Origin of the sequence: Roseburia sp. 1XD42-69 (genome assembly GCF_003612565.1) — a bacterium.
Taxonomy (GTDB): domain Bacteria; phylum Bacillota; class Clostridia; order Lachnospirales; family Lachnospiraceae; genus Roseburia_B.
On sequence record NZ_RAZG01000071.1, the window covers coordinates 1 to 13,577 of the forward strand.

Here is a 13,577-nt window from a genome sequence, read left to right on the forward strand (position 1 = left end):
GCCCTAATAAATGCCTTAAAACAGCTAATTAAGAAACAGGGGCATCATTTATAAAGTTGTAAAGTAGTGTATACGAAATTATATATCCATATTTTTTCATTGCTGCATCCACTGGTCTATTCCCTTGAACCACTTCCTCTATTTCATCTCGAAATTCTTCAAATCTCTGCTCATATCCCGACGGCAATTCTTTGGTCACATCATCAAATAATTCCATTTGTTCATATCCATCGGTTTCAGAAAATTCATCCTCATCCATCACAAATGTCCGCCCCACATAATCTTTCAACAGCCGGCCTGCTCTTCCTCTCAAATTAGCCATCTCATAATTGGTTAGCTCTTGCGAATCTTTCTTTTTAATGATATAAAGATGTGGATTTCTAATAAAAACATTCTGTGCTGGTAAATTTACCCCTTGAAGTAACGTAGTGGTACACACAACATTCTTTACTAATTTATCTGCTATAGCCTTTTCAAGGGTCCTCCGCACATGCATTGGTAATTTCCCATGATGGTATGCTACTCCCTTGGAAAGAGTTTGACAAAGCGAATAATTATCTCTAATTGTTGTTTGGTAATATTGTATAAGTTCCTCAACAGAACCGTTTTCTTTTGAATCTAGTGCTAAAGCAATTTTTCTAGCAGAATTTGATGTTGGAGCAAATATAATATTTTGAGCATTTCCTCCCACTCCATTAACAAAATTATTTAAATACCCAAGATATTTATCCGTATATTGCTTTTGGCCATACCCCTCAATCAACGCAATATTTTCAATTTCTCTCACCATAGGTTTATCTGTAAGCACACAATACTGATTAAAAAAATACTTTCTATCAATTTTCTTTATGCTGTATGTTAAATTTAAAACTGGACTTATACTTGTTGTGTGATCTACAGTTTCAATACCAAAAATACTTTCACCAACTTTATCAATATCTTCAATTCGAGGTCCAGAAATAATAATCTGTTCAACATTCTCCTTATACCTAAACTCTACCAGAGTATCGAATAAAATTTTGGAGCGCTGGTCCGTATCTTCCTTAATTCTTTCTATGTTTTGAATTTCGTCTGCAACAAGAACAAGTTTTTTTGAAAAAGCTTGTTCTGAATCGGAAAAAGCTGAAATAGCTTTTTCCTGAGTCATAATATAGATATTTCTTTTTCCTATCATCTGATTTTCATCAAATGAATTTGAAATCCAGCAATCATCTATCCCTATCCTCTTTATTTCCTTATTGAAATCCTCTGTAACTTGATTTAGCAAACTTAATGTTGGCACTATATAAACTATATCAACATCCTCATTAATCAAACGACTTATCAGTTTTAATAAAATAACAAATGACTTTCCGGCAGATGTCGGAGCTGAAATTCCCAAAATTTTATCTTGATCCATACTATCCCATATCTTCTTTTGAAAATTAGTTAGAAGATATTTTTTACCAGCAACAACAACTTCATTTTGCAATTGATTTATCGTGGATGATATTTCATCTATCCAACTATTTAAATGACTAAATCTACATTCTTCTTTATCAAACCCTTCATCACAGATTATTGCAGAAGTTGGATATCCTATCCTTGATAAAAACTTTACTACAACACTTCTCAAATCATATCTATTATGATCAATATGTTCCCACATTAAACCTATTACAGTAATAACATAATTTACAGAAGGCTTATCTGTCATGATTGTTTCATAATCAAGACATCTAATGGTATCATAAATCAAATCAGGCTGAACCACTTTTCTTTTTGATATAAGATTTGCTTTATTGGCAACATTATAAAAATCAATTTCCAACCAACTATTAAGCACTGACATTTTATTTTCTTCCACAATACTGCCCCTTCCTACAACATGCTTTGAAATCTTTCAGCTAAATCTTTCAAATCCCAAACAGGAAAAACAATATATGTAATCCTCCTCAATATCGGGTTTTTAACTATGTCAATTTTTGATTTATCAAAGTTTTTATACTTTTCTTCTATTACTTTTTTTATCTGAGCTTGTATATCAATTTGGTTTGTTATATTAATATTGCTTGTCTCATTATAGGTTACTATGCTAACCAAATGAACTTCCACGGGATTTAGTTCATTATTCAAATAATCTTCTGCCACTTTATTTAATTCGTCATCTAAAAAATCCTCATGAATATATGATTTTAATTCCTTTCTACGCTGATTGTAAGTATTTATAATACTATCTAAAGCATCCTCAAATGCCTCATTAAACTTATAGCTACTTGTATAGGTTTTTGCTTCACCAAAAATCATTATATGTTTACCGTTTTCTATTTTATAATGTATTGCATCTGCTCCAAATCGTTCATGATTTGCCGAAGTTGTTATGGACATTTTACGTAGAAGCGGAATAGCATGCATACAATGCTGAATAAAATGAAACAAAAGCAATTCACCTAGCTGCCCCTGTATAAGCAACTTATCACTATTATGATTCGCCCTAAATTTATTTCTTGCTTTCCGCCCAATCTCTTGACTAGCTGCCGCTTCTGATTTCCCTTTTGCTATTGCTTTTTTCTTTAATTGAGCAAATTTCGGGGCACTGTATATCCAGTCTACAATTGAGTCAACTAATTCTTCAAGAAAATCATCTCGTAACTCATCAATGTCCTGATACTCTATAAATGCCCCTATATGATTTTTATTGTTTGGAAGAATATCATATCTTTGTGTAATGACATGAATATTTTTAAATAATGCTTTATTTTTTATTAGTCTTTTTAGTATATCTTTTTCTTCCAAACCTTAATGCCCCCTTTATAATACCATTCAAATACTTTCACTCAGAACCATCAATGTTATGCATATTTGACTCCGCAAATAAATCCTCCAGGAACTGCTCCACATCAAAATTTTCAGTTTCTGCCGATTTTGCTACCAACGCAATCCAATATTTCATTCTATTTTGAAAATCTGCATTGACAACATGCCATGTAGCAGTTAATGTCTGACCATCTATTGTCATAACTATTTCTTCGACCCTATCTTTACTCGCTGCTAGTTGACCATATTTTTTCGGTAAATGCTGGTATAAACGTCCATTTACTTCAAAATCGATTTGCCCGCCAGCCGAAAATGGATCTCTCATAGATGATGACACTACACCATGATTAGCTACCAACCACAATGTAAATCGTTCATATTTGTTAGGACTATTGCTAAATAATTCTGGAAATAAAGCAAAGCCCTGAGCAATTAATTCTTCTCTCTCCGATTTAGAAAGTGTTTTCCACATACGAATCTTAGCAGGAGTTTCGCCCGCAGTTGCATCTTCCCCATTTACCCACCACAAAGATTCGCCCGGCTTTAATATTGAACGGAAATATTTAACTACTGGATCAATAGGATTGTCCAATTTCCGCATTTCGTCATATGTGATACCCATCTTATCAAATATTGTATCTCCTTGTTTCAATTCCATATCAATTTTGTATCTGGGGCTATGCGTAACCGCAATATCACATAAGCAATCCTCATATCGACGAGTTTTAAACTCTACTGGTTTATGTAACTTTCCAAACAAAATAAAAATGTGTTCAACATCTTCAACTCTCGTTCCCTCTGCAACACTTCCACCTATCATCGTCCATTTATCGTCTTTTGTGGACTTTACCTCTACACCATAATATTTTGCAGCAACAATATCCGGGAATCTCTGCCCACTGATAATTTCTATCGTATTTTCAAATTTTGTACCCTTCGCTGCGATATCTAATGCCAATTTTACTTCTGGTTCTAACTTTTGTGCCCCCTTTGATAAGTAATACTCTAGTTCTGCTTTTGCCTTATCATTCATATACTTACACATCGTGTTGCACAATGTTTCAAATTCTTCTAACGATGGTTCCCTGTTCGTTGATATTATCACTTCTTTTCCTCCCCAAAATATAACTTCCAGTTTTCCTCAAGACGTTTCGCTATATGGTAGCCCAACAATGGTGGTACAGCATTACCAATAATTTTGTATGCCTCCGACCCAGATACCGACTTATTTCCATTCAATGCTGGAATAACAAATTGATATTCATCTGGAAATGTCTGTATTCTTGCACATTCACGAACACTTAATCTACGTTCATTTAGTCCCTGTTTTAATTCGGTTTTATGTTTGCCACCATGTTCCTTTGACAACCTTCTAAACTCAATATTACCATGATGCTCTGAGCGAATCGTTGGAGCAAGACCATCTAACCGAACTTCCTGCTGACCTTGGCAATGTTTCCCCATATATTTTGCCTTAGAATATTTCTGTTGGCTAATATCCGTTGATTGTTCAGGTTCTACCAAATCCTCCAATGCTTGTTTCACTGTAACAAATTTCTTCATATGTTCTTGTTTTTCTTCTACGTCAAGATAATGTGTTTTAATTGGATATGGTGTATACTGTTCCGATATTTCCTCCTTGGATAGTTCTTCTAATGCTTCTGGTGTAAGTGCAGATTTTTTCAGCCCATAAAAAATCACACGTTCCCTTCCTTGCGGAACACCATAATTTCCAGCATTCAATACTTGTGCCGGAACTACAATATACCCCCCATTACACACAGATGCAAAATCTCGTTCTATTACTTCTTTCGCATCTGTCAAATTTGTCAATCCTTTTACATTCTCTGCAACAAACACTTTTGGTTTTGTAATAGATATCACTTCACGCATCCACATATATAACTGTCCCCTATTCTCAACTGTTGGCTCTTCAGCAGAAATCTTCTTACCATTATGCCCTGTTGTAGACTCAAACCCCATTCTTTTTCCAGAAACAGAAAAATCTTGACATGGAAACCCGCCAATTAACACATCTATATTTTTAGGAAATATATTTATTTTATTTTCTTTTTGTAATTTTACCAAATCCACAATACTATCAAGATAGTAATTTTCAGGTTCTACCCCTTTACTAGAAAAATAATTCGTCCATGCAGCTTTTGCTTCTGGTTTTATATCATTGGCAAACACCGTATGAAAAGATGTTTTTCCCAAATGGCTCCATCTTGCATCAACTTTATCAATCAACCAAGAAGGATTAAGTTCAGGATTGACAGATGCGGTTAACACATTAAAATCTCCTTCAAATCCCAAATCAATGCCTCCGCATCCCGAAAACAAGGATAATACCCTCAACTGGTTCAATACCTCTGATTTTTTCCCAGCCTTAAGCCTCTCTGGTTTTTTAGCACTAAACGGAATAAGCCATACTCCGCTTTCCTTGATAGCCCCATTTACTCTATTTTGATTACATAAAACTTGTACTCTGCGAGTTGTTATATTCCAACGCTCTGCAGTTTCTATAGCTGTTAAATATCCACGCATAATTAATCTCTCCTTTTATATGTATATTCTATTCGTTTTGACGAATTTTTGCAATGATTATTTACATTTTTTGCATCACCTCCTCCACCCTCGCCTTAATCCCATTTACTCTCTGCACCCATTTCAATGGATTTTCATTCTTCAACTGCTCCGTTACCCCTTCTTTCTCCATAATCCGCTTTACTGCCAGTTCCACTTCCCTATGGCACTCCTCGTCCACGTCATGCAAATATTGATTCCAAGTACCATCCATAACCATTTTCAGATATTCATGCCGCTGATACTTCATCATATACTCCCCACACATGATACCGTACTTTCCAATCGTATAATCGGTTTTCTGTTCCAGACTAAGCTGAGGATAATAACAGTCATCCTCTGCCAAATGATAGGTGACTCCGTTCTCTGCAATAACCTTCGCTAATTGATTCTCCATCATAACAAACTCCTTTCTGCCGGGTGCATTGCACCCGGACTTATAATTATTCCCGATTTCCAATAATCTTCCCTACCCCATTCCCATATTCCCAATGACTTACCACCTACTGCATACTGGAAGTTTCCAAAATCCACGTCTTTTTCACATCAACACAGCCCCCTGTACTTCTTACATCCCCACACATACCAGCCTGCCAGTATCAGCAAAACATCCACCAATAACCACATTCCAAAAAGATTAATAGAAACAATCTCTTTCATATAATCCCCGAAATACACCAGACCTACCAAGGCAACTACCCCTACGGAGCAATTCCACACATCAAGCCCTTTGCGGATATCTTCACCGTACTTCTCCCAAAACTTATATATCCCAAATCCAATCAAGGCTACTGGCATGATCCATAACAGTACCACCATCATCCATTTCAGAATAACCGCTACCATATCATTTGACACATTCTTTGATACTTCCGCTAATGATAAAATAATAGAATGAATACGGACCGCAAGTATCTGAATTACTTTTCCAAATCCTCGGAAAAAATCAATAACATCTTCACAAAACACCTTTTGCCGGATAACCGACAACCCCGTTATCACAAAACATATCATAGTCAACACACCCACATAACCCTGCATTGCCGCCTTTTTTGCCTGATACCAAACCTGCCATTGTCTCCGGTTATCCTCTGTCAGCCGCTTTGCCTTCTGGTCAGTAAGTTTCTGCACAACGGATTGTAGAGATAATGCCTTTTGTTTTTCCTGTTCCGCATCCGTAATCAAGCGATCCATCTCCTGCTCTTTCTGGCAATACTCTGATTTAACGTGAGCGACCTCTTTCTCCACTTCCTCTCGGGCTTTCCTCTCGCTCCTTTGCAACTCCTCGTTCTGCCTCTTTAACCTTTCGTACTCCAGCAGCACTACGTCTGCACCGTTCAATTTCACGATTTTGCCGCTGAGATTCTGAATCTCGGACTTGAGACCGGATATCTGCAAGAAATAGCTCTGTTCCATCTGGCTCATATCCTGCTCTGCTTTTTCGGCTTTCTTCTTCCAAGCCTGTGCCAGATTCTGTGCCTGCAAGATTTGCGAATCCTTCTCGGATAGTTCGCTCTCGTATTGTTCTCTCAGATTGATTTCTATCTCCGTCAGATTGGTTCTGCGCTGCTCCAGATTGTTTCTTAACTCTGATATTTTTCTGTCTTGTTTCCCGATATCCAATGTCTGCCGACGGATGATCCTCTCCTGCTCGCTGATGGTATCTTTCTGTGCACGAATCGTCTCGGACTGCTCCTCCAGCAGCATCCTGTACTTCTCTGTAGACTTATTGATTGTCTTATTAATCGCCAAGTGGCATCACACTCCTTTCGGAATCCCTGTAACTCTTGGTATAAATCCTCTAGTTGTGCCTGCTGTGGTATCTGACCATAACCGTTTGCCACATGTGCCATCTGGTTGATATTGGTCGCCATACCCCGAAGCTGCCTGTTGGTGTCGGCAAACTGACCACTTAGCTTTTTTAGTTCCTTTACTTCCTCTCTGCCGGAAACCTTTGCTCCCAATACGGCATTGATAATAAATGACTGCTGTGTCTGACCGGATTCTGCCACCCTCATCATAAAAGCTGCATACTCGTCCTCCGTCATACGCACCGATACGTTTTTGTTTCTTCTTCGCATAAAAATCCTCCTCTTCTTCTCCAAATAATTTTTTGCATAAGGTGATAAAAAACTGCGGTTACATTTTCGCCCCTGCCACCAAAACAATTTGTTTTCGCTCAACATAATAATCACCTGTTCCTTCCTGCCAGACACCCTGCAATACCACAACAAGAAAATTTACCTCAAATAATATCTCAAGTGGCAAAAATCACAACAACGATTCTTTCAAAAATCCGGCATGTGTTTAACAAATTTCCCCCTGATAAAGCAGCCTGCAAAAAGGCTGTCTGCACATTCCCTATAGTGATTTGCCTGCGTCATAAATCGCATAATTTACTCAATGCCTCCCTGAAACATCTGCTTACGCAAATCAAAATGCGATAAGTACATTTCCTAGCGAATCCCAAAATGAAACGGAGAAACTTCCAGCGGATGTTTCGCAGTTTCATTTTCGGAAAGCTAAATGGGGGTTCCAAGGGGGCAAAGCCCCTCTGGCAAGTTTAGGATGTGCCCGGACAGGGTGCATCCGGTGCAAAATGGCATGCCGTTTTGCAAAACTTTCCTATCATCCCCGCCACGATTACAGCAGTTTTTGAGGGGTGTGGATGTGGGGAAAGCAGCCTCTGAAAGAGCGTTGCTTTTTCCCACATCCGCCACCAAAAAAAACTTCAAAAGACTCCAAGGGGATGATAGTGGTTTTGTGATTTTTTGTAGAAAATGGGTGAGTGGAAAACAATGCTCCATCTCGGAGGATTGTTTTCTGCTCATCCATTGCCGGAGAAAAATCACTCGGCTACTAAGTAGCCGACCTGCTCCTGCGACAACTGCCGGAAAAATAACTCTTAATTTCAGCAAAAACACCCACAACATACCCAATGCACTTGTTTAACATTCTGTCACTTTGTTTTACAGTCAGTTAAACATAAATTCCATCTAATTTCTGTTGTTTAACAAACTGTGCAACACTGTCTAACATACTGTGCGACAAAAAATAAAGGTTATCTCCCTATTGCCCTGCTTTGATATTCACTCCTACCATTATCCAATCTGCAAAACACATTACACAATGTCACATTAGAGATTTGACAGATAAAAAAGAACCTCCTCCGGCAGACCTTCCCCTGCCCCAATCTCCTCCACACTGTCACCCTGCTGTGTTTCAATCCCTCCAGCTGCCACATGCTCTGCCGGATTGACTACTGGTTGCCTTCTAAAATCCCCGATACCCTGCCCCTCATTCGTGCCAATACCAGAAATCTGAATACCTCCAACCGCACCCATCACTACCTCTGCCACCATAGCCGCCAATCGGTTATCATGCTCCACCAATTTTTCCAAGAACACTTCCCCCTGCAGTTCTGCCAGTTCCTTCAGATAATTCCTCATCTCCTGCTGGTACTGCTCCTGTAGCTCCAGTTCGCTTTCCTGCCTGTGATAATGCTTAAGAGCCGCTTTCACATAAGCACCGGAACTTCCGTAAATATCATTCTCCATATTACGTCCATGTTTCATAATCGCCTGATAAAGCTCCCTCTCGTCTGCTCTGGATAAATTCAGCCGAAAAGCAACCGTTTTCTGCACTTCCTTTTTCCCTGCCATCCCTCTGCCTCCTTTTGTCCATAATTACGAATAAAACAATAAGCATGACAGCTTTGTTTTGTTCCATCCTGCCCGCCATATAAAACAGACAGCTTCAATAAATCCCGTAATTACCTGATTTAATCCACGTCAGACGGTTTTATGGAAAATATCACGCTTCCATAAAACCATCCGCTAATAGCTGCAAAACATCACAGCTTACATTTCTGCCTCGCCAGATACTCATACCCTCTGGCATTTACCCGGATATCCTCCAGATAATGCACATAATTTCCCTGCACCCTGCCATAGCGTTTCATCACCATTGCACCGCCTCCTGCATACACAACAGGCATCATTTCCAAGTCAAATCCCAGCTCTGACAGTTTCGCTTCAATCCCTTTTGCAAAATTCCGCAGTCCGTCTCGGATAACTGACTTGCAATCCTCCGGTATCATGGCATCCCCATCCACAATCATCTGACGGATGATATCCTCACTTACTTTCTTATTGCAAATCTGATACACACTGCTTTTGATATTTTCCATACATTGAATCAATGCCTCCGGGATGCTGGTACTTTCCCGCTCCACCGGAACGTATTTCTGGACATGAATTACATCAACTGTCTTGCTCCCGATATCGACAATCAGGCTCTCCGCACCGTACATCCGCATCCTGTCCGCAATCGCAGCGTAACACTGCGGAAATACCATCACATCCTTGATACGAATCCGATAATCATTGCCGCTGTAGCAAAAACAAATCTCCCCTTTCCGGTACAGATAATCACGAAACTCCTTCTTCTCCTGCCCAAAGCGGCTGAACGGAAGCCCCACCGCCAGAATGACATCGGCATTCTGCTTGCCACCTGCCTTTGTTACCGGAAAGCTGGTCTGTGCGGACTGTGGGCATCCTCTGGTTGCCGCCCGCAAAACACAGCGCCGGAAAAATGGCACTGTCAAGCACTATACTTCTTATTTCTGCTCCCGGTTTGCCACTACCGGACACAGCATCTGCTCCTGGCACCGGATTTTTGAGATCAGCCTGAAAAACCTGGTGCTGAGTGAAATCCGGGCGCATGGAAAAGCGGTTGCAGCCGATGAAGCCGCTGTACTGGATAAGCTGAAACAGCACATACAATCCGCAAGCGCCGCACAACAGGAGGACAGCCGACAAGAAATCAGCCGTTTGCGGCGGCGTTTGGAGGAACTGGAACAAATCACTGCGAAACTTTATGAAGATAAGGTAAGCGGGGCAATCAGCGGAAATTCCTTCTCGGTTCTGATTCAAAAGAACGAACAGGAACGCATCCAGAAATCGGAACGCCTGGACAATCTGTTAGCCGGGGAACGGAAATCCCAGCAGGACATCGCTAATATCCACCAGTGGGCCGGAACCATCCGGCAGTATCTGGACTTGCAGGAACTGAACCGGGAAATCATTGAGGAATTGATTGACCGCATTGAAATTGGAGAACGAACCGTCATAGACGGTCAAAGACACCAGGATATTAAAATCTACTATCGCTTTGTTGGGCTGGTGTGATCGGGCAAAAAAAGCGCCTGACCGCATCAGCAGCCAGACGAAAACATTCTGTAACAGCAACGATATTTGATTGTTGCACACTGATTTGTCGAATTGGAGTGAAATTAGCAGTTTACCCCTCCCCAATGCCTCGTGTTCTTGATTAGATTCTTAAAAGGGATAATAATATCATCGGAACCATCTTTCCTGTTCAAACTGTCATAACCGTCATTGACCGCAATAAACCGTACGCCGAGTGCTGGGAACAGACGCTCAATATACATGCCGGAATCAATGTACTCCCGCCCAAACCGTGATAAATCCTTGACAACCACGCAGTCCACAGCATCCCGTTTGATATCCTCTAGGGCTTTTCCTCTATGATTTCTTTAATACGGTCAACCCGGAATACTCTGATTTGATTTGCCGTTGTACAATAGGCGGGGCAATACCAAAGTCCATTCATAGCATATAAGCCGATATCCGAATGGTGACAGCCCTTGTCACTATTCTATGATAAACTATCCATGTACCAAATGCAATATAGCATTAAAACGAAACCATGCACGCCCCATGTGGGAGAAAGGGGGAATCATTTATGGCTTGTACAGAAGCATACAAAGAACATATCATGTATACGTTCAACGGCTTTTGCAAGACCGTCATACGCTTTGCGGCTATCAACGCATGGCGTGACAGGAGCAGACGGCGACAAAAAGAAATATCCCTTGAATACCTCACAGAAGAAAAGTTTTACCCTTTAGGCACAACAGACATAATGGGAGGTGAGATTTGTCGGGAAAATAGTCATGCTTACATTCAATGGCACAGAAGAAAAAGCGATTGAAAAAGCCATAGCTGGCCTTGCCCATATAATACCGCTGGAAGCCATGCCGCCGCCACACTTCCCCACACTGATTTTTCCAGGATTGGAAATCAGATTACACCAACGCCGGGTACTGAAAGGCGGGGCAGACATAAATCTCACCCGTTTAGAGTATGGCGCACTCTGTTGCCTTGCCACCAGTCCGGGGAGGGTATTTACAAAGGCGCAAATCTTTGAAACTGTATGGAGCATGGAAAGTGAAAGCTGCCAGTCAAGCGTTGCCAATGTAATTTGCAACTTGCGAAAAAAGATAGAGCCGGACAACCGCAAGCCTACCTACATAAAGACCGTTATAGGCGTGGGCTATAAGTTTGTTTCCAGAGAATGACAGACAGATTGCTATTGCCGGATAAATATAATATAATACCCTCAGTGAATCCCCATAGAATGTAAAGGAGAAAATCGTATGGAAAAATTGATGTATATGATGATGATTGAGAAAAGCAAGACCTATAATAAAATGACAAAACAGGTAGTTATGGAACACGTTGAGAACATAAGAAAGCTGGACGATGAGGGAAAGCTGGAAATCTGCGGTGTCTTTAAAGGCTATCCGGGAATGGCAGGTATGTATATCCTAAAAACAGAGAGCCGTGAAGAAGCAGAAGAAATTTGCAAAGCAGAGCCGCTGGTTATGGGAGGATATGCAACCTACAAATTGGTTGGTTTGCAGATTGCAAACCGGGAAAATAATTACTTGCTGTAATTGCGAAAAGGAACAACACTGGGGCAAATTAAATCCGGCTTATTTGTAAACTGAATAACCGCCGCTACATGGAACGGCACACCAAGACAGGAAATCAAGAAAAGGTTTCCTGTTTTTTTGCGCCCATTTTTGGCATTTTGAAAAATCGCCAGTATTATGCCGTGCAAAGGGGATAGAAAGAAATTTCCTCTCCCATTTGGCAAATCCGCAAGCTGTCCGTGGAGGGCAGGCAAAGAGAAATTTCCGTAAATCTCCGCCTATTCCGGCTTGTGTGGTGTTGTAAGGAATAAGGGGAAATTTCCGCAAATCAACGTCCATTTTGCATTTTGCAGGTTTGTAGGTATCAGAGGGAGAAATGTTTCCGCAGCTTTGGCAAAATCCCCGTTTGCGGCACTAAAGGTATTGACGGAAGCCCACACAGAGGAAGCCGCCGTTCTGCAGAGCGAGCTTTCCAAGACGCTGGAAGCCACGGCAAACGCTGAAAAGTTTATGAAAGTGGTACGCAAGTACACCAGCTTTGAGGAACTCACCCCTACCCTGTTGCGGGAGTTTGTGGAGAAAATCGTAATCCACGAATCGGAAGCCCTTGACGGGAAACGCCGGGAGAAGCTCCGCAGACAGGAAATCGAAATCTATTACTCTTTTGTCGGCAAGGTAGAGTTGCCCGACTAAAGCCCGACCCGTCCGGCAGTCAGCCGGACAGGGAACGGCAAAATTTTTTACACTTCTTTTACTTCTTTATCTCACATGAGCAAAAAGCCAGGGCATGAAGCATGTAATGGCGAATTAAATGTAAAAAATCAGAAAGGAAAAGCACAGTCCAGACGGAAACGGCTAAGTCAAGAAATATTTGTGAAATAACAAGAATGATGTTATAATAAAAGCCAAGCTTTAAGGCTTATTTAAAAATATTCCCGACAGTGGAGAAAGGCAGGGAAACAGATATGCACATCAGCTACAAACCGCTCTGGCATACACTGGTGGAGCGTGACATGAGGAAAGAGGATTTAAGACTTGCCGCCGGTCTGACTACAAACATGAGTAAAGAAGGGAAAAATATCAGCATGGATACATTAGTCCGCATTTGTGAAACACTGGACTGCGGCATACTGGATGTGATTGAGTTAGCCAGTGGCGAGCCTTCCGTTACAGAAAAGAGAAAACAACAGAAAGAATAATTAAGAAACAGGAATAAGCAGATACCCGAACGGGATAATCGACAGATATTGATATTTTATGAAAGATTATGGTGAAATTTTATTCCATTTGAAAAGGTATTGTAATATAATAGAGCCATCGAAAAATTGGGATTGAACAAAATCGCTGCGCGATGGCCTACCAAGGTTGTGGCGTAGTTTTTTTTTAATTATAAAAAAGCAGTAGCGGCCAAGTCCTAAAAGTAGTATTGTTAATTCACCACAAATAAACAATCAAA

Annotated in this window: 14 protein-coding genes and 4 pseudogenes; 7 read left to right on the top strand and 11 right to left on the bottom strand. The window is 40.5% G+C overall.

The genetic code is table 11. The annotated features are described in order from the left end of the window. Positions 1-28 precede the first annotated feature (28 nt). The 9 genes from D7Y06_RS20635 to D7Y06_RS20680 all read right to left on the bottom strand — a co-directional run bounded on the left by D7Y06_RS20635 (position 29) and on the right by D7Y06_RS20680 (position 9,982). Complete coding sequence (locus D7Y06_RS20635; protein ID WP_120409530.1) at positions 29-1,846, bottom strand: DEAD/DEAH box helicase; 1,818 nt, start codon at positions 1,844-1,846, stop codon at positions 29-31. Positions 1,847-1,860: 14 nt separating this feature from the next. Further along, positions 1,861-2,775, bottom strand: a complete 915-nt coding sequence (locus tag D7Y06_RS20640; protein WP_120409531.1) for a HamA C-terminal domain-containing protein — start codon at positions 2,773-2,775, stop codon at positions 1,861-1,863. 37 nt (positions 2,776-2,812) lie between these two features. Further along, positions 2,813-3,901, bottom strand: a complete 1,089-nt coding sequence (locus D7Y06_RS20645; protein ID WP_120409532.1) for a hypothetical protein — start codon at positions 3,899-3,901, stop codon at positions 2,813-2,815. Continuing rightward, positions 3,898-5,343, bottom strand: a complete 1,446-nt coding sequence (locus tag D7Y06_RS20650; RefSeq protein ID WP_120409533.1) for a DNA cytosine methyltransferase — start codon at positions 5,341-5,343, stop codon at positions 3,898-3,900. Before D7Y06_RS20650 ends, D7Y06_RS20645 begins: the two co-directional genes overlap by 4 nt. 61 nt (positions 5,344-5,404) lie before the next feature. Beyond that, positions 5,405-5,782, bottom strand: a complete 378-nt coding sequence (locus D7Y06_RS20655; protein WP_147415731.1) for a TnpV protein — start codon at positions 5,780-5,782, stop codon at positions 5,405-5,407. 146 nt (positions 5,783-5,928) lie between these two features. Beyond that, entirely contained in the window at positions 5,929-6,807 is an 879-nt protein-coding gene (locus D7Y06_RS27345; RefSeq protein WP_330566551.1) for a DUF6040 family protein, read from the bottom strand. Positions 6,808-6,965: 158 nt separating this feature from the next. Further along, the gene (locus D7Y06_RS20665; protein ID WP_158591443.1) at positions 6,966-7,463 is read right to left on the bottom strand and encodes a plasmid mobilization protein; all 498 of its coding nucleotides are present in this window, start codon (positions 7,461-7,463) and stop codon (positions 6,966-6,968) included. A 1,056-nt stretch (positions 7,464-8,519) separates the two neighbouring features. Next, positions 8,520-9,044: a hypothetical protein gene (locus tag D7Y06_RS20675; protein ID WP_120409538.1), complete on the bottom strand. Its 525-nt coding sequence runs from the start codon at positions 9,042-9,044 to the stop codon at positions 8,520-8,522. Between the two features lie 191 nt (positions 9,045-9,235). Beyond that, positions 9,236-9,982, bottom strand: coding sequence for a ParM/StbA family protein (locus D7Y06_RS20680; protein ID WP_330566552.1), 747 nt, complete (start codon positions 9,980-9,982; stop codon positions 9,236-9,238). Between D7Y06_RS20680 and D7Y06_RS28665 the strand changes: the two are divergent. Together D7Y06_RS28665 and D7Y06_RS20685 are read left to right on the top strand one after the other, a co-directional pair. Continuing rightward, positions 9,942-10,040: pseudogene (locus D7Y06_RS28665) on the top strand (hypothetical protein); the annotation flags it as partial. The gene D7Y06_RS20680 and the pseudogene D7Y06_RS28665 sit on opposite strands and share 41 nt — an antisense overlap. A gap of 42 nt (positions 10,041-10,082) precedes the next feature. Beyond that, positions 10,083-10,571, top strand: a complete 489-nt coding sequence (locus tag D7Y06_RS20685) for a DUF4368 domain-containing protein (RefSeq protein ID WP_330566550.1) — start codon at positions 10,083-10,085, stop codon at positions 10,569-10,571. Between the two features lie 134 nt (positions 10,572-10,705). Here the strand turns inward: D7Y06_RS20685 and D7Y06_RS20690 are convergent. After that, positions 10,706-10,924 (bottom strand): annotated as a pseudogene (locus tag D7Y06_RS20690) (recombinase family protein); the annotation flags it as partial. Continuing rightward, a complete protein-coding gene (locus D7Y06_RS28670) occupies positions 10,915-11,016 on the bottom strand; it encodes a WYL domain-containing protein (RefSeq protein ID WP_120409540.1) in 102 nt (33 codons plus the stop codon). The gene D7Y06_RS28670 and the pseudogene D7Y06_RS20690, both read right to left, overlap by 10 nt. 132 nt (positions 11,017-11,148) lie before the next feature. On the opposite strand from D7Y06_RS28670, the pseudogene D7Y06_RS20700 reads away from it, so the two are divergent. The 5 genes and pseudogenes from D7Y06_RS20700 to D7Y06_RS20725 all read left to right on the top strand — a co-directional run. Then, positions 11,149-11,325 (top strand): annotated as a pseudogene (locus tag D7Y06_RS20700) (sigma-70 family RNA polymerase sigma factor); the annotation flags it as partial. Between the two features lie 34 nt (positions 11,326-11,359). Further along, complete coding sequence (locus tag D7Y06_RS20705) at positions 11,360-11,764, top strand: winged helix-turn-helix domain-containing protein (RefSeq protein WP_016288520.1); 405 nt, start codon at positions 11,360-11,362, stop codon at positions 11,762-11,764. Between the two features lie 78 nt (positions 11,765-11,842). After that, the gene (locus D7Y06_RS20710; RefSeq protein ID WP_016214548.1) at positions 11,843-12,142 is read left to right on the top strand and encodes a YciI family protein; all 300 of its coding nucleotides are present in this window, start codon (positions 11,843-11,845) and stop codon (positions 12,140-12,142) included. Between the two features lie 420 nt (positions 12,143-12,562). Then, a pseudogene (locus D7Y06_RS20720) lies at positions 12,563-12,814 on the top strand (DUF4368 domain-containing protein); the annotation flags it as partial. A 272-nt stretch (positions 12,815-13,086) separates the two neighbouring features. Next, positions 13,087-13,320 carry a helix-turn-helix domain-containing protein gene (locus tag D7Y06_RS20725; RefSeq protein WP_120409542.1) on the top strand — a complete coding sequence of 78 codons (234 nt, stop codon included), beginning with the start codon at positions 13,087-13,089 and terminating at the stop codon, positions 13,318-13,320. Positions 13,321-13,577: the final 257 nt, after the last annotated feature.